This is a genomic window from Comamonas sp. UBA7528, from assembly GCF_002479375.1.
In the GTDB taxonomy this organism is placed as follows: domain Bacteria; phylum Pseudomonadota; class Gammaproteobacteria; order Burkholderiales; family Burkholderiaceae_C; genus Comamonas.
Genome location: NZ_DLMU01000012.1, coordinates 8,798 through 35,728, shown reverse-complemented (window position 1 = coordinate 35,728; position 26,931 = coordinate 8,798). Strand labels below are relative to the sequence as shown.

General features: G+C 62.1%; 14 protein-coding genes and 2 pseudogenes. 7 read left to right on the top strand and 9 right to left on the bottom strand.

Going from position 1 to position 26,931, the window contains the following annotated elements:
• Positions 1–27: 27 nt before the first annotated feature.
• A complete protein-coding gene (locus B3349_RS15415) occupies positions 28–285 on the top strand; it encodes a hypothetical protein (protein WP_291590045.1) in 258 nt (85 codons plus the stop codon).
• A 290-nt stretch (positions 286–575) separates the two neighbouring features.
• On the opposite strand, the pseudogene B3349_RS15410 reads toward B3349_RS15415, so the two are convergent.
• Positions 576–1,108 (bottom strand): annotated as a pseudogene (locus B3349_RS15410) (IS66 family transposase zinc-finger binding domain-containing protein); the annotation flags it as partial.
• Positions 1,109–1,377: 269 nt separating this feature from the next.
• On the opposite strand from B3349_RS15410, the gene B3349_RS15405 reads away from it, so the two are divergent.
• Positions 1,378–1,779 (top strand): antitoxin Xre-like helix-turn-helix domain-containing protein, encoded by a 402-nt coding sequence (locus B3349_RS15405; protein ID WP_291590044.1) that lies wholly within the window; start codon positions 1,378–1,380, stop codon positions 1,777–1,779.
• Between the two features lie 244 nt (positions 1,780–2,023).
• On the opposite strand, the gene relB is transcribed toward B3349_RS15405, so the two are convergent.
• The gene (gene relB, locus B3349_RS15400; RefSeq protein ID WP_291590042.1) at positions 2,024–2,272 is read right to left on the bottom strand and encodes a type II toxin-antitoxin system RelB family anti-toxin; all 249 of its coding nucleotides are present in this window, start codon (positions 2,270–2,272) and stop codon (positions 2,024–2,026) included.
• Positions 2,273–2,389: 117 nt separating this feature from the next.
• On the opposite strand from relB, the gene B3349_RS15395 reads away from it, so the two are divergent.
• Positions 2,390–2,857 carry a hypothetical protein gene (locus B3349_RS15395; RefSeq protein ID WP_291590040.1) on the top strand — a complete coding sequence of 156 codons (468 nt, stop codon included), beginning with the start codon at positions 2,390–2,392 and terminating at the stop codon, positions 2,855–2,857.
• A gap of 345 nt (positions 2,858–3,202) precedes the next feature.
• Here the strand turns inward: B3349_RS15395 and B3349_RS15390 are convergent, their stop codons facing one another.
• On the bottom strand, positions 3,203–5,638 hold the full coding sequence (locus B3349_RS15390; RefSeq protein ID WP_291590038.1) for a membrane-bound PQQ-dependent dehydrogenase, glucose/quinate/shikimate family: 2,436 nt from the start codon (positions 5,636–5,638) through the stop codon (positions 3,203–3,205).
• Between the two features lie 476 nt (positions 5,639–6,114).
• Here B3349_RS15390 and sbcD point away from each other — a divergent pair, with 476 nt between their 5' ends.
• The 4 genes from sbcD to B3349_RS15370 all read left to right on the top strand — a co-directional run bounded on the left by sbcD (position 6,115) and on the right by B3349_RS15370 (position 13,527).
• Positions 6,115–7,383 carry an exonuclease subunit SbcD gene (sbcD, locus tag B3349_RS15385; protein WP_291590036.1) on the top strand — a complete coding sequence of 423 codons (1,269 nt, stop codon included), beginning with the start codon at positions 6,115–6,117 and terminating at the stop codon, positions 7,381–7,383.
• On the top strand, positions 7,380–10,817 hold the full coding sequence (locus tag B3349_RS15380) for an AAA family ATPase (RefSeq protein WP_291590034.1): 3,438 nt from the start codon (positions 7,380–7,382) through the stop codon (positions 10,815–10,817). The genes sbcD and B3349_RS15380 overlap by 4 nt, the downstream gene beginning before the upstream one ends.
• Positions 10,818–11,046: 229 nt before the next feature.
• Complete coding sequence (locus tag B3349_RS15375) at positions 11,047–12,837, top strand: NAD(P)/FAD-dependent oxidoreductase (RefSeq protein WP_291590033.1); 1,791 nt, start codon at positions 11,047–11,049, stop codon at positions 12,835–12,837.
• A gap of 150 nt (positions 12,838–12,987) precedes the next feature.
• Entirely contained in the window at positions 12,988–13,527 is a 540-nt protein-coding gene (locus B3349_RS15370) for a VUT family protein (RefSeq protein ID WP_291590031.1), read from the top strand.
• 97 nt (positions 13,528–13,624) lie between these two features.
• On the opposite strand, the gene B3349_RS15365 is transcribed toward B3349_RS15370, so the two are convergent.
• The 6 genes and pseudogenes from B3349_RS15365 to B3349_RS15345 all read right to left on the bottom strand — a co-directional run bounded on the left by B3349_RS15365 (position 13,625) and on the right by B3349_RS15345 (position 26,928).
• Positions 13,625–14,644, bottom strand: coding sequence for a tetratricopeptide repeat protein (locus B3349_RS15365; RefSeq protein WP_291590030.1), 1,020 nt, complete (start codon positions 14,642–14,644; stop codon positions 13,625–13,627).
• A 279-nt stretch (positions 14,645–14,923) separates the two neighbouring features.
• Positions 14,924–18,496 carry a calcium-binding protein gene (locus B3349_RS15360; protein ID WP_291590029.1) on the bottom strand — a complete coding sequence of 1,191 codons (3,573 nt, stop codon included), beginning with the start codon at positions 18,494–18,496 and terminating at the stop codon, positions 14,924–14,926.
• A 1,347-nt stretch (positions 18,497–19,843) separates the two neighbouring features.
• Positions 19,844–20,257: pseudogene (locus B3349_RS20665) on the bottom strand (retention module-containing protein); the annotation flags it as partial.
• Positions 20,258–20,755: 498 nt separating this feature from the next.
• Complete coding sequence (locus B3349_RS15355; RefSeq protein ID WP_291590028.1) at positions 20,756–22,720, bottom strand: bifunctional diguanylate cyclase/phosphodiesterase; 1,965 nt, start codon at positions 22,718–22,720, stop codon at positions 20,756–20,758.
• A gap of 142 nt (positions 22,721–22,862) precedes the next feature.
• Positions 22,863–23,576, bottom strand: coding sequence for a transglutaminase-like cysteine peptidase (locus B3349_RS15350; RefSeq protein WP_291590026.1), 714 nt, complete (start codon positions 23,574–23,576; stop codon positions 22,863–22,865).
• Between the two features lie 301 nt (positions 23,577–23,877).
• Entirely contained in the window at positions 23,878–26,928 is a 3,051-nt protein-coding gene (locus tag B3349_RS15345; RefSeq protein ID WP_349682192.1) for an immunoglobulin-like domain-containing protein, read from the bottom strand.
• Positions 26,929–26,931: the final 3 nt, after the last annotated feature.

Genomic DNA, 26,931 nt, shown 5'->3' with positions numbered 1-26,931 from the left:
CCTCAGACCGACCCGAGAGACCATTTCATGCGGACATTGATCTTCTTCCTTTCTGCCGCGCTGTTGTCGGGCGGCCTTCACGGCCTCGCCCGCCATTTGTCGCTTTCGAGCGCGCTGGCCACCGTGGCTTTTATTTCCTTCTGGCTGGCAATCTCCAGCTTCAATATCTGGTTCGGCATCACGAAGGCGGGCTATCCCTTGGCTGAGGAATGGCCGATCTTTGTGTTGATCTTTGGCATGCCAACGCTAGCAGCGATGTTGCTGCAGTGGTTGTTGGGGAAATGAGAGGAGCGGGCTTGGACTTGGTCGCACGCGAGAACCTACGCGCTCCCAATCTTTTCCTGCTCAAGAGGAATGTTGGATGTCCGCTCCCTGCCGCCAATTTCACCTGCGCGAATGTCCGTAGTGGGTCGATTTGCGACATTGCGCCACAACTAGCTTTGACATGCTAGAAAAGTTCGTGGTCACATCGCGCTAAAAGTGGCGATATTGAATGCAAATCGCAGGGGGTTTGGCATGCGAACCGGTGGTGTTTTTGCTATGCGAACACTTGGAGGATTTCACGCGAATACCCACTTGAGCACATCAACCTGGGGCTGCAGCCGTACGACACAGGTGCCGACCCAGTGCGCGAGGGATAGCCAGACCGGCGCGCATAGATGCCTTCCTGACGGTACAGCGGCAGGCGGGTCTGCGTACTTGGCCACCAGCACTTGTGCCAGCAAGCCGACAGTGGGTATGTCCTTGTCGATCACCTGCGCTTCGACCGGCGTCTGGGTGATAGTTTCGCACTTCGCGCAGGCCCACTTGCCGCGGATGTGCCGCTCCACCGTGAACACACCGGGCACATAGTCCATTTCTCTGCCACGTCTTCACCGATGTGTTTCATCGCACAGCCGCAGCCACAGGCGCAGGTCGTCGATGCAGGCTCGTGCCGTATCTCGCGGCGCGGCAGATGCGTGGGCAGCAGCTGGCGTTTTGGTTGTTGCTTGCCCTCGGAGGCCACCGCAGGCGGCTGCAACTGTCCAATCTCGACGACGACGGCCGCCAGAACGGTTTCGATCTCGTCGTCGAGCAGGCAGCACTGTTCGGCATTGAAGCGCTTCGAGTAAACACGGCGATACGTAACGACATGACGCTCGCGTTGTTTGCCATCAGGCGACGACATTAGAAATGGACCCGCGCCCCTACCTCGTTTGCACTGTGTGATCTGCACGCAGGGGGAAGTTGGCCATCAGTACCCAGCGCTTGCTCTGCATCGCCGGCTGCAAGGTTCGGCCAATCTGATGACATACCAATCGGGAGATATATTTCGTGCTTGCCTACTCTCGGTTGTGCCCCCAGTGTGTGGGCGACCAGGCTTCTCAGGAGATCATCGTGGCATCAGAAATCAGCTTCAGCCCCAGCAAAGAGGGCGTTTTGAGCAAGGCGGTGCTCAATACCGCTAAGCACTTAGGGTTGAGCCACGCAGAGCTCGCCAAGCTGCTTGGAACCAGCGAAGTGTCAGTCTCTCAACTGGCCTCGTCCAAACGCTTCCTGGACCCGAGCGGGCATGAGGGAGAGCGAGCTTTGGTGTTGGTCGAGCTCTTCCTCGCGCTACATGATCTGGCTGGAGGAGACGCGGATACTTGGGCCACCTGGATGAACACACACAACCAAGCCATAGGTGACTTGCCCAAGCACGCGATTCAAACGCGCTCCGGCTTAGAGCACACCCAGGCTTATCTGAACAACTTGCTAGCTAGAGCCGCACAAGGAAAAGCAAGCCGACTGCAATGAGTCGCGCTCGTTGTTGAGGCACAGGGGGGGTGATGACCTGGGAACGGCTCATCCGCTATCCAGCCCTAAGTTGCGATGAGGTGGCCTCTACAGTGCTTCCCAGAGGTCTGCCATTCTTCTGGGTTGGCCCACTTCTCTCATTCATGTGAGCACGGCTGCTGGGGCCAGCCATCACCGCACCTCATTTCCGCTGCCAACTATTACACGTGGAGATGCTTTCACTTCACCGCGCCAACGCAGCCTCTCAAGGACGTCCTAACAATTGCTCATAGCGCCGTACGAACGTCGACAGCGGCATGCCAAGAGCGTCGCACCACAGCAGCAACTCAACCAAATCAAGTCGGCGCACCCCCCGCTCAACTCTGCTAATCCATGGCTGGACTTCATCCAGTCTTGAAGCTAGCTCCACTTGCGTCACGCCAGCCTCAACGCGGATTTGCACAAGTAGCTGAAGTAATAGGTCGTTCTCTTTTGAATAGAGTGATTTCTGCATGCGAGCCTCGAAAGAGGCCCAACTGTCAAAGGGCTCAAAAAATATACGAAAATTGCACTATTCCGTTTCACGTATATCCCAAGCCCTTCCGAGCTACAACTTCCGTAGCACGACTCTATGTTTCTCACGAACGACGCGAACAAGCATCCACTCTCCAGCGCATACGGAAAAGGCAACCACGTTTGGATTGCCACAGAAGTCCAACTTCGTCTTCCAATTTTTATGGTTGAGTTCGCCCATCATGAAGTTGATGACGACGGCGATGATTTCTCGCTCCTCCGCACACTTCTCCTAGCGCGTGGAGACGACGTATTGAACCTAGTGTCAGACCTGGCACCGCAGAAAGCCCTGAAGTCAGTTGCCTTGCTGACGCCTGCATCTGGGGATCTTGGTAGGGCGTGGAGCATTGACCAGCTAACCGCGATCTGGGAAGCAGAGGATCCCGGCGATTCACATATAAAACTCAAAGTTTTTTCAAAAGCAGACGGTTCCTACTATGTGGATTCGATGTCAGAGATCGCCACAAGTCAGCTCCGTGACTGGCATCAGCTTTTCGAGCTGCCAGCAGTGCAAAGCCAGCAATAGATGCACCGATGCTCTGTTGGGGAAGGCTCTACATTGAGCGGCCAACGGAATGTCAGTGAGTGGTGAAGAAAAAGCCCCCTTTATCTATGTAAGCTGAAGTGTTCAGCATTCGCAGCACTGAGCGACGCAACACCCAAAGTCCTATGAAAAAAGCGCCGATGTTTCCATCGGCGCTTTGAAGTTACGATGTACTACGATGTATTCCTACATCACAATGCTTCGTCGATAAAATTCAATTCTGACAAGGCTCTACGATCTATCACACGCATCCTATGTATGTTTAGGGTATGAGTCCGAAGCGGAGGGCGGGCCCGTGTGTCACGGGGCCGCAGCCCCGGCCACTGCCTACTTCTTGGGCAGTGCGTAGGCGATCACATAGTCGCCCTTGTCGGTGGTCATGCGGGCACCACCGGCAGACACCACGACAAACTGGCGACCCGATTCGGGCGACAGATAGGTCATGGGCGTGGCCTGGGCTCCCACGGGCAGACGGCCCTTCCAGACCTCCTTGCCGCTCTGGTTGTCAAAGGCACGCAGGTAGTAGTCCTGGGTACCGGCATAGAAGGTCAGGCCGCCGGCGGTGGCAAACGGGCCGGACAGCGAAGGCATGCCCACCGGCACCGGCAGACCGAAGCGCACGCCCTGGAGCTTGCTGTCTTCGACCGTCCCCAGCGGAACCTGCCAGGCAATCGACTTGGTGTTCAGGTCGATGGCCGTCAGATTGCCCCAGGAAGGCTGGTGGCAGGGCAGACCCAGGAAGGAGTTGAACGCACCACGGATGGACTGGAAGGGCGTGCCTTCCTGCACGTGGGTGGCCCACGAGGCGTTGGTGATGTCGTTCTTCTTCAGCGACTCCAGCTTTTCCTGGGCGCCTTCCTGCGGTTGCAGGAAGCCGATCTGCGGCATGACCATGTCGTTGACGATGAGCATGTTGGTGCGCGGATCGTAGGCATGGCCACCCCAGTTGAAGCCACCGTAGTAGCCGGGGTAGATCAGCGTCATCTGCTCGGTCAGCTTGGTGTACGGACCGTCATATTTCAATTGCTTGAACTTGATGCGGCAGTACAGCTGGTCGAACATGGTGGCGCCCCACATGTCCTTTTCAGTCAAGGTGTTCTTGGCCACCTGCGGCATGCCCACGGACCAGGGCTGGGTGGGCGATGGTGCTGCATCGCCTTCCATCACGCCCTGGGGCGCGGGCTTTTCTTCCACCTCCGCCAGCGGCTTGCCGTTGGTGCGGTCCAGCAGGAACAGCTGGTGGGTCTTGGTGGCCAGCACCAGCCCCGGGGTGTTGCCACCCTTGCCATCGGGCACATCCACCAGGGTGGGAGGCGTGCCGTTGTCATAGTCCCAGGTGTCCATGTGCAGGGCCTGGAAATGCCATGCTTCGCGTCCGGTGTCGGCCTTCAGTGCCACCACGGACGTGGAGTACCGGTTCATCTCGGGCGTGCGGTGCGCACCCCAGAAGTCGGGCGTGGCATTGCCCAGCGGCAGGTAGATCAGGCCCAGCTTGGCGTCATAGGCGCCATGCGACCAGAAGTTGGGGGTGCCCTTGGTGTAGGTCTGCCCTTCGGGAGGCAGCTTGGTGATCGCCGGGTTGCCCAGATCCCAGGCCCATTCCAGCGCGCCATCCTTCAGGCTGTAGGCACGCACCACGCCGGAAGGTTGCTCGGTCTTCTTGCCGTCCCAGACCCAGCCGCCAATGACCACGCGGTCACCCGCCACCAGCGGCTGCGACGTGGGCATGTAATAGAAGTCCTGGTACTGGCCCATGCCCACGCTCAGGTCGGTATAGCCCTTGCCCGTGTCACCGAAGCCATCGCAGACTTCACCGGTCTTGGCATCCAGCGCCCACAGGCGTGCATCCTTGTCGGTGGTGATGATGCGTGCGTTGCACTTGGCAGGAGCCGGTGCGGCAGGCGCGCTGTCGCCGCCTTGCGTGGCGGGAGCGGCCGATGCCACGGCAGGCACTTCGTAGTAGGCCACGCCACGGCAGCGGCTCCACCACTTGTTCTCACGCGTCTTGGGGTCGAACACCCACTTTTCCTCGCCGGTTTCGGCGTTCAGCGCGATGACCTTGTTCTGCGGCGTGCACAGATAGACCGAGTCCCCCACCTGGATGGGGGTGTTCTGGTCTTCGTTGCCGCCACCGGTTTTGGCGCCGGTGCGGTAGGTCCAGGCCACTTCCAGCCCCTTGACGTTGTCGGCCGTGAGCTGGTCGAACGGTGCAAAGCGGTTGCTGTGGTCGTCGCGGCCGTAGTGCGTCCAGCGATTGTCCGGGCTGGCGGCATCGCTCACCACAGCCACTTCCTTGACGATGTCCACGCCCTTCTTGGCCGTATTTTCCACCGTGTTGTGGGGGGTGAAGATCGAGGCAGCACCCGCCAGCACCACCACGGCCTGCACGGCTGCGGCAGGCAGGGCAATGGCTTGGGCCGGCGAGCGCAGCGAACGCAGCGCCAGCGCGGCAAACAGGCCCAGCACCAGCACCGGCGCCAGGCGCGGCACCAGCCCCCAGAATGCGGTGCCGACTTCTGCCAGCGCCCAGATGGCGGTGGCAATGACCACCACCAGGTACAGCAGGGCACCCAGCGGCTTGCCGCGCACCAGCAGCACGCCGGACACCACGGAGGCAGCCCCTGCGATCAGGTAATACCAAGACCCACCCAGCGTGACCAGCTGGATCCCGCCCATCAGCAGCGCCAGACCCACCAGCGCCAAGACAACGCCCAACACGCGCGGCCATACGGGCACGCGGTTCGGCACATCAGCTTGTGACATGTTGATTCCTATGTTTCACTCAGTCGATACCAGAATGATTCTAGGAAGCCTGTCTGTTTTCTGCAGAGGACTCCAGCGCCTGTAGGCAGCAGGCCGCAAAACAAAATATTACCAACAGGTATCTAGAAAATAAGATCTTTCAAATTCAATACAAGCATTTGAATTCAAACGACTTTCTTATTTTCAGAAAGCACTGTAAATACAGCAACCTGCATAAAACCTTCTCTCTATTGCGTATTTGGGCCGCACACTCACGCACCCCATGCAGGTTCCCCAAGCACCATCGGGTGCCTCCCAAGCGCCCGATCAGTTATTCCACAAAAGAATGTCACACCCAACGACATTCCCACCAACAACCAACCTGACAAGCTGCCAACGATAGGCCTCGCAGCACCGCCCCGGGCAATCGCTACCATGGCGTGTTCGGCGGCACAGGCTGCGCCGACCCCGTCACGTCTTCTTCTTTCCCTTTTCGCATGCGACTGCTTCACACCTCCGACTGGCATCTGGGCCAGCACTTCATGGGCCAAAGCCGCCAGACCGAGCACAGTGGGCTGGTGGACTGGCTGCTGACCCAGGTGGAAGCGCATGCAGTGGACGCGGTGGTGATTGCGGGCGACATCTTCGACACTGGCGCACCGCCCAGCTATGCACGTGAGATTTACAACCAGCTCATCGCCCGCCTGCACCGGGCCGGCGTGGCCCTGCTGCTGCTGGGCGGCAACCACGACTCCGTCAGCGTGCTGGGCGAAAGCCAGGACCTGCTGGCCTACCTGGGCACCCGGGTGATTGCAGCCGTGGGCGAGGCCTCCGGGCATGTGGTCACCTTGCCGCTGCGCGGCCAGCCGGCAGAGCCCGGTTGCATCGTCTGCGCCCTGCCCTTCATCCGCCCACGTGATGTGGTGCACAGCCAGGCGGGGCAAAGCGCCCAGGACAAACAGCTGGCCCTGCAAACGGCCATCCAGGCCACCTACCAGCAGGTGTACGACGCCGCCGTGGCACGGCAGACGGCGCTGCAGCAATCCCTGGGGCGCAAGCTGCCCATCGTGGCCACAGGCCACCTGACCACCGTGGGTGCCAGCAGCAGCGAATCGGTGCGCGAAATCTATGTGGGATCGCTGGAAGCCTTCCCCACCACCGCCTTCCCGGCGGCCGACTACATTGCGCTGGGCCATATCCACCAGCCGCAGAAAGTCGGCGGACTGGAACACATCCGCTATTGCGGGTCGCCCATCGCCCTGGGCTTTGACGAGGCACGCCAGACCAAGCAGGTGCTGCTGGTCGATCTCAATGAAGCCGGCCTGCAGGCCGTCACCCCCCTGCCGGTCCCGGTGTTCCAACCCCTGGCATCGGTGCGCGGCACCCTGGCGGAATTGCCGGGTGCCCTGCAGGCACTCGCTGCCAGCGCTACCCCTGAGCGCCCGGTGTGGTTGGAAGTCACCATCGAGGAAGACGACTACCTGAACGATCTGGCCCCCCGGGTACAGGCGCTGCTGGAAGGCTTGCCCGTGCAGCTGCTGCGCGTCAAGCGCCAGCGCGGCACCGCCGCGGCCCAGCTCACGGCCGACGCCAGCGAATCGCTGGATGAACTCAGCCCGCAGGAAGTATTTGCCCGCCGCCTCGCGCAGGAAACGCTGGATCCCCCGCTGCAGCAGGCCCTGACTGCACGCTACCGCCAGGTGGTGGAGCGCCTCACGAGTGCGACGGAAGATGCGACAGAAGATACGACAGGAGGTGCGGCATGAAGATCCTCAAGCTGCGCCTCAAGAACCTGAACTCGCTGCAGGGCGAGTGGCAGATCGACTTCACCACCGCACCGTTTGCCGACAACAGTCTGTTCGCCATCACCGGCGCCACGGGCGCAGGCAAGTCCACGCTGCTGGATGCCATCTGCCTGGCGCTGTACCACCAAACCCCGCGACTGGCCACCATCAGCGCCGGCAGCAACGATCTGATGACGCGCCACACCGCCGACTGCCTGGCCGAAGTGGAGTTCGAAGTCCAGGGCACGGTCTACCGCGCCTTCTGGAGCCAGCGCCGCGCCCGCGACAAAGCCCAGGGTGCGCTGCAGGCCCCCAAGGTGGAACTGGCACGGGTGGCAGATGGCCACATCCTCAGCAGCCAGAGCAACGACAAGCTCCGGCAGATTGCACAGCTCACCGGCCTGGACTTTGCGCGTTTCACCAAGTCCATGCTCCTGGCACAGGGCGGCTTTGCGGCCTTTTTGCAGGCCACGGCCAATGAACGCGCCGAATTGCTGGAAGAGCTGACCGGCACCGAAATCTATGGCCAGATCTCGCAAGCCGTGTTTGAGCGCGCCCGCGATGCACGCCAGCAGCTGGACAAAGCCCAGGCCCAGGTCGATGGCATGCAGCTGCTCTCCAGTGACGCGCGCGCCCAGCTGCAGCAGGACAGCGACCGCCTGCAAGGCGAGCTGGCCCAGGTGCAGAGCGATCACAGTGCCGCCCTGGCCCTGCAGCGCTGGCAGCAGCAAACGGCACAGGCTGCGCACGATGCCGAGCAAAGCGGCCAGGCGCACACCGCCGCCCAGCAGGCCCTGGATGCTGCCGCTGCCCAGCTGCAACGCTTGCAGCACCATGCGCCCGCCCAGGCCCTGCAGCCGCTGCACCAGCGCTCGCAGCATGCCCAGGCCCTGCTGCAGGGCAGCACCACCCAGCTGCAGCAACTGCAGGCCACGCAGGGCAGCACCCAGCTGCAACAGCTGCAGCTGCACCACCAGGCGCATGTGCTGGCCAACCACGCAGCCCAGTCCGCACAGCACGCACTGCAATCGCTGCAGGCGCAGGAAACGTCCCTGCAGCACTGGCGCGCGGAACACGCGCGTTTTGCGCAGCTGGGTGAACGACTCAGCGGCTGGCAACAACAGCTGGAACAGCTGCGCCACGTGCTGCAGCAGCATGCCGCGCAACAGCTGGAACTGCGCCAGGCCACCGCCCGGTGCGCCCAGCTGCAGCAAGACACGGCAGCACAGCACGGGGAAGTGACCGCAGCCGGGCTGGCACACCAGCAGGCCAGCACGGCTGCCGCGCAGGCGCAGCAAGCCCAAGCACAGCGCCTGTCACCCCATGGCGGCAGCCTGCCCCAGCTGCGCGCCCAGTGGCAAACGGCGCAGCAGCTGCAGCATGCCTGGCAGCAGCTGGAAGCCCACGCGGCCCAGCGCCGCCAATGGGCCCAGCAGCAAGCCCAAACCGAAGAGGCACTGCAGACCAGCACCGAACAGGCCGCGCAGCAGACGCAGGCGCTGGCCCAGTTGCGCACCCAGTACAAGCAGCAGAAAGAGCGGGTGGCCGACAAGCAGAAACTGCTGGAACAGGAACAGCGCATCCAAAGCCTGGAAGCCCACCGCCATGCGCTGCAACCCGGAGAGGCCTGCCCGCTGTGCGGTGCCGTCGAACACCCGGCCATTGCGACCTACGCAGCGCTCGACCTCTCGACCACCCAGACCGCACTGCAACAGGCCCGCGCCACGCTGGATGCATTGCAGACAGAGGGCGAACAGCAGGCCAATGCCCATGCCGCCCACCAGGCCCGGCATGCCGCGCTGCAGGCGCAGCGCGATGAACTGGCAGCCCACATTCCCGGTTGGGAGGTGCAGTGGACGGCACTGTGCGCCGGCCTGCAGCCGCCCCCCGCCACCAACGCCTGGCAACAGCCCGAGGCGCTGGCCGATGCCCGCACCCATGGTGCGGCGCAACTGGAGACACTGTCCCATGCCCTGCAAGCCGCCGAGGCAAGCGAGCACGCGCTGCAGTCCGCCAAAGATGCGGCCCTGCAGGCCCTGCAAGGGCTGCAAGCTGCACAGCACCGGCTGGACAGCCTGCAGCAGGCCCAGCGGGATGCAGCAGCCCAGCAGCAGCGCAGCACCCAGGCGGCCCAGGCCCTGGAAACAGAGGCCGCCATGCTGGCCCAGGCCTTGCGCAGCGCCGTCGAAGCCGCCGGCTACCCCTTGCCGCCCGATAGCGACCACCAGGCCTGGCTGCAGGCCCGCCAGACGGAATGGCAGACCTGGCAAAGCCAGCACAGCCAATGGCAGGACACGGTGCGCCAGCGCGATCTGCAGCACCACCTGTACGCCAGCGCCCAGCAGGACGCCACGCTGTGGCAGGCCCGCTGGCAGCAGCTGCAGCCATCCCTGGCCGCCCCCTCACCACCAGCCACCGCCCTGCCCGGCGACCTGGCCGACTGCGTGCAGGCGCTTGAACAGCTCCGTCAGCAACTGGCGACACGGGAAGGCCAGATCCAGCAGTTGCAAACCACGCTGGCTCGGCAAGGCGACGACGCTACGCAGGCCGCATCGGACTGGACGCAGGCCCTGGCCGCCAGCCCGTTTGCCGATGCGGAGGCCTATGCCCAGGCCCTGCTGCCTGCCGCCGAGGTGGAGCGCCTGACCGCCCTGCAGCAGCAACTGCACACCGGGTTGCAACGTGCCACCACGCTGCATGCCGAGGCGCTGGAGCGCCACCAGCAACTGCACAGCCAGGCACTGACCGATACCGCGCCCGAGACCCTGGCCGCGCAGTTGCAGGCACTGGAAGCGCAGCGCACCGCCCTCAGTGAACAGATGGGAGCCACCCGCGCCCGACTGGATGACGATGCCCGGCGCCACCAAGGCCAGCAGGCCTTGCTGCAGCAGATGACGGCACTGACCGAAGACAGCGACCTGTGGCAACGCCTGGACGGCCTGATCGGTTCGGCCAGGGGCGACAAGTTCCGCAAATTTGCCCAGGGCCTCACGCTGGACCACCTGCTGCACCTGGCCAACCGGCATCTCACCCGGCTGCATGGCCGCTACCTGCTGCGCCGCAAGCCCACGGGCGAGCTGGAACTGGACATCGTGGACAGCTGGCAAGGCGATGTGGCGCGCGACACGCGCACGCTCTCGGGCGGCGAGGCTTTTCTGGTCAGCCTGGCCCTGGCCCTGGCGCTGTCCGATCTGGTCAGCCACAAGACCTCGATCGACTCCCTGTTCCTGGACGAAGGCTTTGGTACGCTGGACGGCGACACGCTGGAAGTGGCGCTGACCGCACTGGACGCGCTGAACGCCAGCGGCAAGTTGATCGGCATCATCAGCCACGTCGAGGCGTTGAAGGAACGCATCCCCGCCCAGATCCGCGTAGAAAAAGGCGGCGGCGTGGGCCATTCGCGGCTGGTAATCTAGGCCCGGCGGCGCAGGGACTGCACCGTGCGCCGCCCTTCCCTCCCGACCGGCCCACAGGCCGTGGAAGCCGGCTGCGCCTGTGATGCCTGTAGTGCCTGCATAGAGCGCTATGGAAAACCGCGCGGCCACCGCTCCGTTCCCGAGCCTGCACCAAGGCCACCCCACCCGCGCGCCCTGCATGGGCGTGCTTTACCGTACCATCCAGGCCCTTGCTTGATAGGTACAAGCCATGATCCGGATCGCAGAACTCAAACTCCCCCTCTCGGCAGTGGATTACCACCCCGAGAACCACACCGAATACCAGCCCATCGCCAAGCTGACCGACCTGGCGGCCGAGCGTCTGGGCATCCCCCCCAGCGCCATTGCCCGGTTGCATGTGCACAAACGCAGCTTTGACGCCCGCAAGAGCGCGCTGCTGGCGGTCTACATCGCCGACATCACCCTGGCCGACCCGGCGCAGGAAGCCGCCCTGCTGGCCCGGTTTGCCGACCAGTCCCATGTGAATCCCACGCCAGACATGGCGTGGAAGCCCGTTGGGGCAGCCCCTGCCACGCTGGCCGACGGCGAACGCCCGGTGGTGGTGGGTTTTGGTCCTTGCGGCATTTTTGCCGCCCTGGTGCTGGCACAGATGGGGTTTCGCCCCATCGTGCTGGAACGCGGCAAGGAAGTGCGCGAGCGCACCAAGGACACCTGGCGCCTGTGGCGCCAGCGCGAGCTGACTCCCGAGTCCAATGTGCAGTTTGGCGAGGGCGGCGCCGGCACCTTCTCCGACGGCAAGCTCTACAGCCAGATCAAGGACCCGCGCCACCTGGGCCGCAAGGTGATGACCGAGTTTGTGCAGCACGGCGCACCGGAAGAAATCCTCTACGCCGCCCACCCCCACATCGGCACCTTCAAGCTGGTCAAGGTGGTGGAAGGCATCCGCGAGGAAATCATCCGCCTGGGCGGCGAGATCCGCTTTGAGCAGCGCGTGACCGATGTGCAGATCGACGGCGAAGGCGCACAACGCCAGCTGACGGCCCTGCAGGTGCTGAACCAGGCCACGGGCGAAAGCTATGCCCTGCCCACGCAGCACGCCGTGATGGCCCTGGGCCACAGCTCGCGCGACACCTTTGCCATGTTCTACGAGCGCGGGGTGGCCATGGAGGCCAAGCCGTTCTCGATCGGCTTTCGCATCGAACACCCGCAAAGCATCATCGACAAGGCCCGCTGGGGCAAGGACGCCGGCCACCCCCTGCTGGGTGCGGCCGACTACAAGCTGGTGCACCATGCGACCAACGGCCGTGCGGTCTACAGCTTCTGCATGTGCCCGGGCGGCACCGTGGTGGCGGCCACCAGCGAACCCGAGCGCGTGGTCACCAACGGCATGAGCCAGTACTCGCGCGCCGAGCGCAATGCCAACGCCGGCATGGTCTGCGCCATCAACCCGGAAGACTTCCCGCGCGATGCCAAAAGCTTTGCCTGGGCCTTTGACGGCAAGACCTATGGCGTGGAAGATCTGGCGGAAGGCCAGTTCCACCCACTGTCCGGCATCGTCTTCCAGCGCCAACTGGAGTCCAAGGCCTTTCTGCTGGGAGGACGCAACTACAGCGCCCCCGGTCAGCTGGTGGGTGACTTTGTGGCCGGCACCGAATCCAGGGAATTCGGCAGCGTGGAGCCCTCGTACAAGCCCGGCATCCACCTGACCAATCTGCACCATGCCCTGCCGGCCTACGCCATCGAAGCCATGCGCGAAGCCCTTCCCGCCTTCGGCAAGAAGATCCGCGGCTACGACATGCCCGATGCGGTGCTGACCGGCGTGGAAACGCGCACCTCCTCGCCGGTGAAGATCGGCCGCGGCGCCGATTTCCAGAGCGAAAACACGCGCGGCCTGTACCCGGCCGGTGAAGGCGCCAGCTATGCCGGCGGCATTCTGTCGGCCGGCGTGGACGGCGTGAAGGTGGGTGAGGCCGTGGCCTGCGCCATGCTGGGGCTGGAGCTGCCGTCGTCCGGCATCCGCAGTTCGGGCGGCGCGGCGTAACTCCATTGAACGCCCCCTGCCGTGTGGTGCGCCGCCCTTCTCAAGGGGATGGGCACCGCGGTACAAGGAGCCTCTTTCCCGCGGCCTTTATCAGGGGCCGCACCGGTTGCGCAGACCAGTGACTGCGCGCAGTGCCATGGATTTCTGCCTATGAACACCCACCTCACCGTTGCTTCCCGCACCCCGCTGCTGATTGCCATCGCCGCCATGGTGGTGGTCGTGCTGTCCTCCAACATCCTGGTGCAGTACGCCATCAACGACTGGCTGACCTGGGGGGCCATCACCTACCCGTTTGCCTTTCTGGTCAGCGAACTGGTCAACCGCGGCTTTGGCCCGGTGCAGGCGCGGCGCGTAGCCTGGGTGGGTTTTGCCGTGGCCGTGGCCGCCTCGCTGGTCCTGGCACCGCCGCGCATCGCGATGGCATCGGGCCTGGCGTTCGCCTGCTCGCAGATGCTGGACATTACCGTGTTTGACCGCCTGCGCCACAGCCGCTGGTGGCGCGCCCCGCTGATTGCCACCGTGCTGGCCGCCTGCCTGGATACCGCCATCTTCTGGAGCGTGGGCTTTGCCGGGGAAGAACTGCCCTGGGTCACCTGGGCACTGGGCGACCTGGGCGTGAAGCTGGTGCTGGGGGTGTGCCTGCTGCTGCCTTTCCGCCTGCTGATGGGCAAAGTGGTGGCCGCGCGCTAAGCCTGCGGGAACTCACATATCCCGCGCGGCATGCAGCAATGGGAAAGTTGGCTGCATCCACTGGAAATTTCGGGAATCCTGCGCCCGGAATCTCCGCTCATTTCAGATAGAAATCTTTGAAAAAACTCTGCTGATTTTCGGGTATTTTCTTGATGCCGCCACCCACATGGCGGCCAGGAGGCAAGCGGAACGCTTTCGGGAAATCCTTGCCATCCGGGAAAGCGTAGCAGCTGTCATGGACCAGCACATCCTGCTTGATGAGCGGCCAGACCACTTCCATCAAAAATACTTGGTCAAAAAGTGGATTGTTCCCATATCTCCCACTCTCCAGCAATATCTCCTGGATATTGGGCAGCACCCCGGCCACCCCACCCCACATGCCGGCCAAGATAAGCTCCACATGGTAGGGATGGTCGCGCATGACATGGAATTTCTTGTCCGAATGCAACCATTCCTGCACCGCCACAACTTCCTGTACATTCACCCGTGAATCGGTATCCCGGCACAAAAAATACTCCACACCTGGATCATCCATCACCAGAAACCGCCACATGGAGCGGAATTTCTTCAGGCGCTCATCGTCGATCATGACCACCTGGGCATCCAGTTTTCTCAAGGCGTCCAGCGCCGGGGGCGGCACCGATGCATCGCAATAGAATCTGGCGATCCAGCCGTCGTACATATGCGGTATCAGTTGTGCATTGATCAATGCGCCGGTGACATACACCGGATCCTCCCCCCACAAGGAAAAAGCAATGATGTTGCTTTTCTTTTTTTTATAGTCAAAAAGCGGATGCCTGCTTTGGACTGAAAAATCAGAATAGGCAGAGCTCTTGAATTTATCTACCGCAATACGGTCTTTCAGCGCCAGGCATAAATAGCCCTGCTTCAGTGCCTCGTCTTCTTTCCCCGCCAGCCACAGCGTGGACACCAGCACATTCCGATAATAAAAATTATCTTCCCGGATGCGAACGGCTTCCAGAATGGCATCCGCAGCTTCCGGGTAGCGCTTCATGTCTTTCAGGCACAAGCCAAGGCCGTACCAGGCTTTGTCATTCAAAGCATCCTGGGCGACCGCTTCTCTGTATGCGGCTTCGGACAACCGGTTCTGACTCATTCCGAATCATTCATAAAATTTTTTGGCCGCGTGGCTGCCATCTGGTGATGGCCTCAGCCCCACGCGATTTTCACCGATACGGGTTCTGCGACCAAGCGCCACAGCCTCATGCTTTGCCCACCCGCGCCTGCAGGCAGAAAGGGCCAGGCCATCAAGGCAGATGGCACGCAGCCTCAGAGGCTGCCAACAAAAAAGAGCTACCTGTGCCTGTAGGCGCAAGCAGCTCTGGTGGTGGCTGCGCCCATGCACCTTGCAGCACATGGGCACCGGCCCCTGGCTTTACAGATCCACGTGCAGCTTGCCTTGGCTGATCAGGTCCTGCACCAGCTTGGCCTGGTCGGTGGTGTCGTAGTTCTGACCTTCCAGCACGATCTTCTGGTTGGCGCCTTCGCTGCCCAGATGGCCCGTGGTCGAGATGTTCAGCACCGTCGTCGACTTGCCGTTCACCGTTTCGGTGGAGGCCCCCAGGTAATCACTGAGGTTGGACTTGTTCTCGCCCTGCAGCAGATCGCTCAGGTCCAGCACATCCTTGCCATTGCCGAAGTCCTGGACGGTATCCACCGCCGGCGCTTTGACTGTACCTTCGTCGCCCTTCAGCCAGACAAAGGTATCGTCGCCATCCCCGCCCAGCAACGTATCGTTGCCTTTGCCGCCATACAGGTGGTCGTCGCCCTTGCCGCCCTCCAGCCTGTCATTACCGGCACCGCCAAACAGCAGGCCATCGTCGTCGGAGCCCAGCAGCGAGTCCGCTGTGTCGGCACCGGCCACCACGCTGGACGCGTCGTGGCCATCGGCCGTGGCCGATGCATCGTGTGCATCCGCAGACTGCGCATGCGCGGTCAGCGTGAAGTCGGCATCCTTGGCACCCGTGATGGTCAGCTGCGCATGCACAGACTGGCCGTTGTCCGCCAGCACGCCGTCAATGTGGACCTTGCCACCCACCACCGCGACGTCCACGCCGTTGTAGACCACCTTGGCCCCGGCAGGAATGCCTTCCAGGACCAGATGCTGCGACAGCACTTCACCGCTGCCATCCACATCCGCCAAGGTGGCGGTGATGGTCACAATGTACTCGGCCGCATCCGCCGTGACGGGCACCGTGGTCAGCTTGCTCACATCCGTGTGGCCCGGAGTGTTCACCACCAGTTGGCCACCTGCGAAGACACCTTCCACCTTGTTCATGCCCTGGCCCACTTGCTTGCCAGTGCTGGTGGAGATGTTCAGGCTTTCCAGCACATTGACCTGGGTGCTGGCATTGTTGGCCGTCGGCGTGTTGATCTTGGCGCCCGAAGCGGCGTCCCCAATCAGGATCGCATAGTCCGGTGCCGTTGAACCCTTGGCTCCGGTGTTGCCCGTGAAGTTGTTGAACGCACGCCAGGAGCCGTACTCGCCATCCGAGACATTGCCATTGCCCGACCAGGTCCCGCTGCTGCTGTGCAGCAGGAACAGGTCGGTCTTGTTGGCAGCGGCGGAGTTGGTGTTGGCCTGGCCATTGGTGTCGTAGCCAATGCGGATCAGGTTTTCACCGTACTGGGCCTCGCTGAACGCACCGTTCTTGTAGACGAGGATGTCGTTCTTTCCATCGCCGTTGGAGTCAAAGTCGTTGATCGGCGTCTTGCCCGTGCCATCGACCCCCCTGGTGGAATACGTCCCCCAGACCCGCACGTTGAAGCCCACGGCCACCACGTTGCCAGCAGCATCCAGATTGAAACCATTGCCACTGGGGTCCTTGGCACCGCCATTGACGGCCGTTGTGCCTTCCAGCGGATCCTTGGCGGCATTGTGCGCAGTGATGTCCAGCTGCACCTCGGGGGCATTGACCACCGGGTCCGGATCAACGGGCACCTCAGGCACTTCGGGCACCACCACGGCAGGGACTGCCACGCTCAGCTCATCCGATGCGCTGTCGCTGCCGTACTTGCCCGATGCCGACACATCCGCCGTCAGATCCAGCGCAGGACTGCCATGCGGCACGTCCAGCGTGATCTTCACATCGGCCAGGCTCACGCCGCTCGGGTTGTGCAAGGTCAGCACACCATCGTGCAAGGTGTAGTCCGTGCCTTCAACCAGGGTCTTGCCGTTGTGTTCGATAGACACCACCTTGGCATCGCCCAGGCCGCGCACCTCCACATCGGACATCGCATCGCCCGCATCGCCTTGCGTCAGCAAGGCATCCAGATCCAGCGTCACCTGGTCGGTCAGGTTCTGCTCAAACCCAGGCATGCCGCCATCGATGGTCTGGCCGTCGCCAAAGACAATGCCGGCAAACCGGTCCAGCGTCAGCGACAAGGTGTCTGGCGACGACTTGTCCTTGATCGTGCCCTTCCAGCTTCCGCCTTGATAGACCAGGCCCGACAGGTCGTACTGGTCCAGCGGCTTGGGCAGCACCAGAATGTCCACCGGCTTCTGGTTCGCCTGGTCCCAGGTGCCCACCACATTGGTCGTACCCAGCACCGTGGTGTAGTTGTAGCCCACCTTGTCGATGACCACCGCATGGGACTGGGTGCCTACACCCATGTCATAGGTCACGGCAGTCACTGCCGTCTTGCCCATGCCTTCCACCACCACGCCACCCTCACCCACGGAGATGCTGGCATCGCCCTTGGTATAGGTGACTTCCGTGTGCCGCGCCTCTTCCGTCAGCGAGATGCTCACATCCGGAGGATCCCCTGCGGGATTGGTAGGCTCGGTTGGCTTGTGCCCGTTCGATATATTGAATCCGCCATCGAACGGATCACCATCCCCATCCGTGCCCTTCACGTTGACATCGAAGTCCACGTTGACATCCTTGGGCATGGACTGCCACTCCGCACCTTGCACCGTGAACTTGGGTGCATCTTTGCCATTGGTAGGGCCGGAGACCTCCAAGACCACGTCCTTGATGCCGCCTGTGATGCCCAGGGCTTCCGCCGAAATCACCCAGGAATTGCCCGTCAGCGCCACCTCATAGGCCGTGCCATTGACCCAGATGGTGGTGTACTTGCCGGGGTCGCCGCCATTGTTGCGGTCGATGGTGATGGTGAACTCGCTCACCGCATCCTTGAATGCGAAGTCCAGCTTTTCACCCGATTGCACATGGTTGTTGGCCACCCCGATGCCCTGGCCGCTGACATTGACAGAAGCTGACCCGCTCTTGTCGGACGCCGTGATCGTCAGCCCCGAGCCTTCCGGATGGAAGCCATTCTTGTAATTGCCAGGCTTCAAATCACCTTGGTCCAACCCGCCTGGTTCGGTTTGTGACAGCTGCGCCAGTTGCTTGACGGTGTACGAACCGTCCTGTGCCAGCGTGATCTGGAAGATCTCCTTGCCCGCCGCATCGAAGACAGACGCATTCCCGCCATCGCTGGAGGACTTGTAGGTCCAGCCGCTGGGCAGGTTGGCGATATCGGCAATCTTCAGCGTGAACCCGTCACTGTCTGCCCCCTTGGAGAAAGTCATCTCCCCGGAGAATTCGCCGACCGCATTGCCGGTCTGAATATCTTCGCTACCGAAGAATTCGGGCACATCGTCCTCAACAGTCACCGCAATATTGCCGGACTCAGACGCTCCGGTGGTGCTGGTCACCGAGACGTCCAGCTCCAGATCCAGGGCGGTGTCTTCCCCCTTGGACGGATCGTGCGACACCGCATCGGTAAGGCGGTATTCGTACTCCACCTCGTAGCCATTGGCTGTCTTGGTGAAAGCGGTAATGGTCAACTCGCCACCGGGCGCTGACACCTTGGTGCCGGCAACGATATCGTCCACATTGATCTGCGTGCCTGCAATCGTGATCGACGCAATGCCTTTGTTCGAGGTAATGCTGAACGATCCCGATGCGACAGCGTTGCCCGCGGCCAGGTCAGCCTCCGCCACCGTGACCTTCCCGCCCGTGATGGCAAGGACTTCCGGTTCTTCGGTGGGTGCCTCGGTTGGAGCTTCGGTCGGAGCCTCAGTAGGCGCCTCTGTCGGGGCCTCCGTAGGCGCTTCTGTCGGAGCCTCGGTTGGAGCTTCCGTTGGAGCCTCGGTCGGAGCTTCTGTGGGCGCTTCCGTTGGAGCCTCAGTTGGGGCTTCCGTGGGCGCCTCGGTAGGAGTTTCCGTTGGGGCCTCGGTCGGTGCCTCAGTTGGCGCTTCCGTAGGCGCCTCAGTCGGAGCTTCCGTAGGCGCCTCGGTCGGAGCTTCGGTGGGCGCTTCCGTTGGAGCCTCAGTTGGGGCTTCTGTAGGAGCCTCGGTTGGGGCTTCTGTAGGAGCCTCGGTTGGGGCTTCTGTAGGAGCCTCGGTCGGGGCTTCCGTCGGAGCTTCCGTGGGCGCCTCAGTAGGTGCTTCGGTCGGTGCCTCAGTAGGAGCCTCGGTTGGGGCTTCTGTCGGGGCCTCGGTAGGCCCCTCTGTTGGCACTTCCGTCGGGGCCTCGGTTGGCGCTTCCGTAGGAGCTTCAGTCGGGGCTTCGGTAGGCGCCTCAGTAGGAGCCTCGGTAGGAGCCTCGGTAGGAGCTTCCGTCGGAGCTTCCGTGGGCGCTTCAGTAGGTGCTTCGGTCGGAGCCTCACTTGGGGCTTCGGTCGGAGCTTCCGTAGGCGCCTCTGTCGGTGCTTCCGTAGGTGCTTCTGTCGGAGCCTCAGTCGGCGCTTCTGTTGGAGCCTCGGTTGGGGCTTCGGTAGGTGCTTCCGTCGGAGCTTCCGTGGGCGCCTCAGTAGGTGCTTCGGTCGGTGCCTCAGTAGGTGATTCTGTCGGGGCCTCGGTAGGCGCTTCCGTAGGCGCCTCAGTCGGGGCCTCCGTTGGAGCTTCGGTAGGTGCTTCCGTCGGAGCCTCAGTAGGAGCCTCAGTAGGAGCCTCAGTAGGAGCCTCGGTTGGGGCTTCTGTCGGGGCCTCGGTAGGCGCCTCTGTTGGCACTTCCGTCGGAGCCTCAGTTGGAGCTTCGGTAGGTGCTTCTGTCGGGGCCTCGGTTGGCGCTTCCGTAGGAGCTTCAGTCGGGGCTTCGGTAGGCGCCTCAGTAGGAGCCTCGGTAGGAGCTTCCGTCGGCGCTTCAGTAGGTGCTTCGGTCGGAGCCTCACTTGGGGCTTCGGTCGGGGCTTCGGTCGGAGCTTCTGTTGGAGCCTCAGTTGGGGCTTCTGTAGGTGCCTCGGTCGGAGCCTCCGTAGGCACCTCGGTCGCGGCAAGCGCGGCCACGGCGGTTCCGCCACCAATGCGGTCAAACTGCACTGCAGGGGCACCACGTGGATAGACCAGGGCCAGCGGCGATGTCACTTCCACCACATCGGCCAGACGGATAAAGGTGCTGCCGGTACCACCACCGCCGCTCAGCGTGGCCGCGGTGGGATCGAGTTCAGCCAAAGGATCCTGGCCGTCATTGATGGCGGCAATCAGGTTGTCCAGCAACGGGTCTGCGACCGCAGGCACCGCGGCTTCTGCAGCGGTCACGTCTTCGAAGACTTCGGGCGCCAGAGCCACATCCTGGTTTTCACCCAGCGTCAGAGGGGGCTGGCCGTCCGCCTGCAACTGCACGGTGCTGCCGGAAGCAGTCACCACCTGTGCATCGGCGGGGATGCGCATACCTTCACGCAGGGGGGTCAGATTTCCATCCGCATCGCGGACCCACGCTTGCCCGGTGAGTTGGGCAACCAGAACAGTCGTCGTAGCCAAGTGCAGCCTCTTTCAGTAAGCAGTGCCCAGATGTCGATGCAGGGGGCCATCGCTCCAGGCTGTTTGTGCATACATCGTAAGAGATTGCCTACAAGGCCACCATTGGCCGCCACGCCAGTTCCCGCCCTCTTTTCACCAAGAGGCCCCTTATATGTGTCTCAAGCACCACATAAAAGATGCGTCCCCTTGAGCGACCTCAACAGTCCACCCGCAAAGCCGCTGATACGGTGGCACACAGCGCGGCGGCCACTGGTTGTCATCTGCTGCGAACTATTGCCAACCGTTGCCAGACAGGGGCACCAGCCGCTCCCTGCAGAGCAGACAACCACTTCACGCGGATAAGGCGGGCTTTTCGCTGCCACACCAAGTTCCGATAAAGAAATAGCCACTTATGAAGGCACAGCCTACACAAGCAGCTATTCTTTTTACACACCTGCCGCCCAAGGCGAGGCAGGGCGACAGACGTGGCGCAGGGCCTCTGCCGCAGATCCAGGCAACCTATGCCACTGGCACATGCACCCCTTGCGCCTGCAGCGCCTGGGCGGTCTCCGCATCCACGCTGCCCGCCAGATAGACCTCCACCTGCAGTGCCTGGGCCGTGGCCACCATGGCTTGCAGCAGATGCTGGCTGCCGGGGCTGGTGGCGGCCTGCTGGGCAAAGTCGCTGCCCAGCTTGACATAGGCCAGTGGCAGCAGATGCAGGCGTGCCAGGGCCATGGGCTCGTGTTCCAGACGGCGCAGGCCCACGTGCACGCCCAGCGCTGCAGCAGCGCTGGCCAGGGCTTCCACCTCTTCGGCATAGGCCACCAGACCGTGCGCATCCAGCTCCACCCACAGGCGCTGGCGCACATCCGCAGCCGGCTCCCACAGCGCACGCAGCTGCGGCAGGAAGCTGTCATCCGACAACGAAGGCAGCGATACCTTCACCACCAGTTGGGCGCCCGCATGCTGCTGCAGCCATTGCAGTCCCAGCTGCATGGCACGCACGTCGAACGTGGCCGACATGCCCAAGCGCACGGCCACGGGCAGGAACAGCGCGCCCTGCAGCAATGCGCCATCGGCTTCCTGCAGCGTGAGCGAGGCTTCGTGGCGCTGCACGGTGACGCTGGCTGCGGCATAGTTCTGTGGAGCCACCTGCAGGCTCAAGCGCTCTTCGGCCAAAGCCTGCACCAGCGTCTGCTGCCACTGGCGTTCGCTCACGGTGTTGCGCGGTGCGGCGTCGGTCAGGTATTCCACCTCTTCCTGGCCCACACTTTCGCTGCGGCGCAGCCCCTGGTCCAGGCGCGACAGCAACTCGCTCACGGTCACGCCACTGTCGTAGTCGGTCAGCGCATAGGCCCAACGGCACCATTGGCCCGGGCCGATGGGCTGGCGCAGCGCCTGCAGGTCATGCTTGATCTGCTGCACCACATGCATGGCGGCAGGCCCTTCCATGCCCGGCATCAGCACAATGAAGTCCGACCCGTTGAGGCGTGCCAGCAGCGTGCCGGCCGGCCCTTCGGCCGCCAGACGCAGACCCACGCGCTCGGCCATGGCGGCCAGCCAGGCGTCTGCAGGTGCGCGGGTCATGTAGGTGTTGAGCGCCTGCAGATCGCGCTGGCGGAACAGCAGCACATGACCGCCCACGGGCAGCGCCTGGCCGTCTGCACCCACATCGCCCTGCAGCACGCGGCGCAGTTCGTTCATAAAGTACTTGCGGTTGGGCAGCATCGTGACTTGGTCGCGGTTGAGCTCCACTTCCAGCGACTCGATGCGCTGCGTCTGCTCCTGCGCCGTGGCGCGCACACGCTCGCGGGTGTCGCTGATGGCGTGCACCACGTCGGTCAGCTCGGCCACCTTGCTGCGCAGCGGCGCCACTGCGCCCGGTGCGGCAGTGCCCGACGCCGTTGCACCGATAGCCATCACCTGGGCCGAAATTTCCTCGCGCAGCACGCGGCTGAACCAGCTCAGCAAGCCCACCACCGACAGCGCCCACAGACCGCCGGCCACCAGCACCAACAGCCCCATGCGGATGCTGCTGCTCCACAGGGCATCGCGCGCAAAGGTGTTGTCCACCGTGACCGACAGATTGCCCACCTGCTTCCAGCCGTCGCTGATGGCGCGCTGTGCCACCGGCACGCGCAGCGGTAGCAGGCGCGCAAACCAGGGCGGCGCAACCCCATTGCCCGGGGTGTCGGGGTGGCTGCGCTCAAACAGCGTCTGGCCTTCGGTACCCGTCAGGCTGATGGCGCGGAACTGCCCGCTGTCGAACAAGGCCATCATCAGCAGCTCGCGCGTGACCTCGTCCTGGTTGGCTGGCTGTGACAGCGACAGGGCGAGCGCGGACACCGCGTTTTCGCTTTGCGACTGCAACTGCCCGTCCAGGTACTGGCGCGCGGCATGGATGCTCAGCGCCAAGGTGCCCGACAAAATGATCAAGATGGCCACGCTCACCGTGAGCAACAGACGTTTCAACAATGACATGCAAACCTCACCTTCATCCCTCTACCCTTGTTCTCTGCGGCCATGACTGCCAGCCCCACTGACTCCACTGACCCCGCCTACCTCGCCTACCTCGCCTACTCCACCTATTCCACCAGCCCCACCGATCCCATGCATGACGGGCTCACGGCGCAATGCCTTCCTGCTGCATACGCCCCATCAAGCCTTTCCAGCGGCTGATGCGTTCCACCGAAGCGGGCTGCGCACCAGTGACGTAAATGCCCTGGGCGTTGAAACTGAACACAGGCGTCAAGTCCTTGCGCTGGCTGGCAGGCAATATGGTGCCCAGCAGGTTGTCCAGCACCAGGGGCTCGGACTGCGGTGTTTCGTAATAGCCCAGCACCATGTGGGCAATGCTTTGCGTGCTGCCCATGCCGCCCACACGGGCGCGCACATAGATGAAACGCAGCTTTTCTACCGGCATGCCCAGGCGCACCAGGGAGAAATACTTGCCGATCACATAGTCCTCACAGTCGCCGGCGCGCTTGCCCAGGGTTTCCAGCGGGGTGGCCCAGTATTCGGCCTCGCCCCAGATCTGCTGGTCTTCGCCACCCATGACGTTCTGGTTCCAGAAATCGTTCACCGCCTGCAACTGGCCCTGCACGCTGCGCCCAGCCGACCTTTCCAACATGGCCAGCCAAGCATCCAGTCGCTGCACCCCGCCCTCGCCAAAGCGGGACTGAATGCTCTGGCGCATCTGCTGCACATGGAATTCCAGCGCCTGCACATCCGGTGCGCGCCAGGCGCCCACCGACAGCACCGCCGCCACCGCCACCGTGCGCAGTGCCCACAGCGCCGCACGGCGCACTGGCAAAAGACGGGGCACACACAGGGGCATGAAAAAAGTCCAGGCAGATTCCCGGGCGGGAGCAATCAGACAAACAACCAACCACAGCCTGCCGCGCAGCAGGCCCATGGCCGCAGTGCACCGCAAAAAACTGAAGTGTGCAAATGCTTCACTCCTCACCTCCTGGGCACATGGCAGTGCCAGCGCATTATCCCAGTGCCACCGTCAACCACCAGCCCGCCTGTGCCAACAAAAAAAGAGCACATGCAGCCATGCCCATGCGCTCTTTTCCTGTGTTCGGCACCTGGCAGCGCCAAAGAAGGACGCCGTCCTTCTCTGGCATCCGTCATCGTCAGTGGTTCCCCCCCACCTGCAGCTTCCCTTGGTCGATCAGGCTCTTGATCAGTGCATTCTGGTCTGCCGCCGTGTCTGCAGCATTCCATTGCACACCTTCCAACGTGATCTTCTGGTCGAAGCCGACACCGGTCTCTGTCAATCCGCCAGTGCTCGAGACTTTCAGCACCGTATCCTTGCCATCGCTCTCAATGTGCAGGAACTTGCTCAGATCCGTTGCATTGTCTTCGCCTTGGAGCAAATCGCTCAGATCCAGCTTGTCCTTGCCATGACCAAAGTCCAGCACCACATCCTTGGCGGGCGCGGCGACCGATCCCTGGTCCCCAGCATTCCACTTGAAGGTGTCGTTGCCTGCACCTCCCAACAAGATGTCATCGCCTGGCGAACCAAGCAAGGTGTCATCACCGCCAGTGCCCTTGTGCGTGTCGACCACGGCATCCGCCCCGGTCAGCAACAGTCCGCTGCTCTTGAGTGCGCTTGTCAGACCCGCGGTGTTCGTACCCATGAGTGATGTCAGGCTCGCCAGGGTGTAGTTGTCAAACACAATGGTCTGCACCACATCCCCCCCCACGGAACCCACCAGCAAGGCGGCTTTCCCGCCCACGTCGGCAAAGGTAAGCAGATTGCCCGGCACATCGCTCAAATCAATGACATCGCCGGTGTAGGTCGTCAACGAACCCACCTGTGTCGTCGCGATATCGCCAGTGGTATCGCTTCCCGTAGAGGTCGCTGCAGTAATGTTCAGAGCATGGTCCGCCGAGCTGATACTGAACGTATTGCTCGTCGCGTCGTAGCTCACGATGTACCCGTCGGCTTCCAACTGAGTCCGCAAGTTGTTTGCTGCCGAATCAAAGCGTGTATTGCTGGCCGACGTGGAATTCCCCGAAGTATTCCCGGTATTAACTCCTGTGTAAGTCTTCCCGTTGATCGTGATCTTGATGTTCTCGCTGCTGCTGCTATCGAACCCGGTAATGGAATCATTGAAATCGACGGTGTACTTCCATGGCGTCCCCGTCACTTTGGTGACCTCAAAATCCATCACACGGTCCACACCTCCATCCAGATCGGCCAGCGACCATTGGAACGTGTCGGCTCCTGCACCTCCGATCAGCAGATCATCGCCCGTACCGCCCACCAGCAGGTCTTTGCCCGTCCCGCCGTACAGCTTGTCGTTTCCGCTTCCGCCATACAGCTTGTCATCGCCTGCTTGACCAAAAATGGTGTCATTGCCTGCACCGCCGTAGAGAGTGTCATTGCCGCCCACGGTCCCCTCTTGGGCATAGGTCGGGTTTGCCGAGGTGAGGTTGGCGTAAATGTCATTCAGACGGTCTGCTTCCGTGGCGTTCGGATGCGCAGCCAGGTATGCCGCCCAGCCTTTGTCTGCCGCCGTGGAGTAGATGCTGTCACCCAGAATGACGTCGTTGCCCGCACCACCGTGGATGGTGTCACTGCCCACCGCATTGATCCCGCCGCTAGACCCCACCAACTGGCCGATCACCGTCGACAACTGCGCACCATTCGACACGCTGTCGGCCCCATTTCCGTTCACCCCTTCGAGTTGTGACAGGAAATTAACCGTGCTGCTGGTGACATCGATGCCCACTGCTTCGATGGAGAAGCCCTTGTCTGTGATCAGTTTCACTTCGCTGACATTGTCATCATTGGCCGTCCCAGAAGGGTTGAACGTCCCCAACACATGCTGCATGGCCAGATTTTCACCATTGGTCGTGCCGTAGTAGTTGATACCGTTTCCATTATTGTCAAGCGCATAGGTCGGATCACCATCGGTAATGAACACCAGCTTGTTGACGCTGGCACCACTCAATGGCGGCGCATTGGTTCCCGTGCCTGAGGTCGAATTGATCCACGCATATGCGGTATTCAGTGCCGCTTCGTAATTGGTGTATTGGGTCCCTGAAATGGACATTCCATTGACCTTCGCAATGGCTGCCTGCAGAACCGCCTCGTTATCCACGCTGTTGCTGGTCAATTGGAAGGATCCCAGATCCGCAGCCCCTGTGCCAAACGACACCAGATGCACCATCACATCCTTGGCTCCCGACGCGGCGAGATCTTCCAGCGCTTTGACCACAGCAGCCTTCATGGTTGCCAGGCGAGTGCTGCCGTTCATTGTCATGCTGGAGGAAAGATCCAGCACCAACACAATATTGGCAGAGGCCCCCGGAACCAGCGTATCGCCGCCCATATCTCCGATCACCACATCGTTGGCATCGCCCCCTTGCAGATTCCCGTTGCTGTTGGGATCGACAATCAGTTGCGGAGCATCGTTGTTCTGACCATTGATGGTGATGATGATGGTCGCCGTTGACGTGGATCCATCCTTGTCCGTCACCTGGTAAGTGAAGGTGTCGGTCAGCGTGTCCCCTGCGGCCATCTGCTTGACATCAGGATTGCTGTTATTCAACTGGTAGCTATAACCACCATTGGGATTCAACGTGATCGTGCCGTATTGGCCTTGGCCACTGCTGATCAATGTGGTGCTGTGCTCGGCCTCGGTGCCATCCCCCAGAATGTCGTTATTAAGCACATTCCCTGTCGCTGGCTGCGTGGCACCTTCATTGATCTCACCGGTATCTTTGACCGCCAGAGGGTCCTTGGGCACCACAGGCGTGTCAATGATTGCCGTATCCAGCGTGTTCAACGCTTCATAATTTCCACCCGTGTAGCTTTCCACGCTATATGCAACGCTTGAGCCGCCCGCGTTGGCATTGGCAAAACTCACGGTACCGCTTGTGGTGTTTGCCTCGATCGTGATTTCTTGCCCATTGTTCAGCTTCAAAATCAGCTGTGTTTTAGGAGCATGATCGACGGTTGCAGTAATGGTGATCAACCCGCCAACTAGTACAGTCGAATCGCTCAGTGTCACCGTCGTGGTGTCGATCGTGTCTTCGACCGTCACTGTGGCCATGGCGCTCGTGTCCAGGTTCTCAAAGTTGCCGCCACCATTGGTGCTGACAATGCTGATGGTCTCCGTGCCTGCGTCGTTGTAGACGTCATCGGTCTGCACAGCGAACTCGGTCGACTGCACCAC

Excerpts from the sequence above, each read along its gene's own strand:
- sbcD (WP_291590036.1), top strand. The coding sequence starts at position 6,115 with ATGCGACTGCTTCACACCTCCGACTGGCATCTGGGCCAGCACTTCATG.
- B3349_RS15370 (WP_291590031.1), top strand. The coding sequence starts at position 12,988 with ATGAACACCCACCTCACCGTTGCTTCCCGCACCCCGCTGCTGATTGCC.
- B3349_RS15355 (WP_291590028.1), bottom strand. The coding sequence starts at position 22,720 with ATGTCATTGTTGAAACGTCTGTTGCTCACGGTGAGCGTGGCCATCTTG.
- B3349_RS15375 (WP_291590033.1), top strand. The coding sequence starts at position 11,047 with ATGATCCGGATCGCAGAACTCAAACTCCCCCTCTCGGCAGTGGATTAC.
- B3349_RS15350 (WP_291590026.1), bottom strand. The coding sequence starts at position 23,576 with ATGCCCCTGTGTGTGCCCCGTCTTTTGCCAGTGCGCCGTGCGGCGCTG.
- B3349_RS15395 (WP_291590040.1), top strand. The coding sequence starts at position 2,390 with ATGTTTCTCACGAACGACGCGAACAAGCATCCACTCTCCAGCGCATAC.
- B3349_RS15380 (WP_291590034.1), top strand. The coding sequence starts at position 7,380 with ATGAAGATCCTCAAGCTGCGCCTCAAGAACCTGAACTCGCTGCAGGGC.
- B3349_RS15390 (WP_291590038.1), bottom strand. The coding sequence starts at position 5,638 with ATGTCACAAGCTGATGTGCCGAACCGCGTGCCCGTATGGCCGCGCGTG.
- relB (WP_291590042.1), bottom strand. The coding sequence starts at position 2,272 with ATGCAGAAATCACTCTATTCAAAAGAGAACGACCTATTACTTCAGCTA.
- B3349_RS15415 (WP_291590045.1), top strand. The coding sequence starts at position 28 with ATGCGGACATTGATCTTCTTCCTTTCTGCCGCGCTGTTGTCGGGCGGC.
- B3349_RS15365 (WP_291590030.1), bottom strand. The coding sequence starts at position 14,644 with ATGAGTCAGAACCGGTTGTCCGAAGCCGCATACAGAGAAGCGGTCGCC.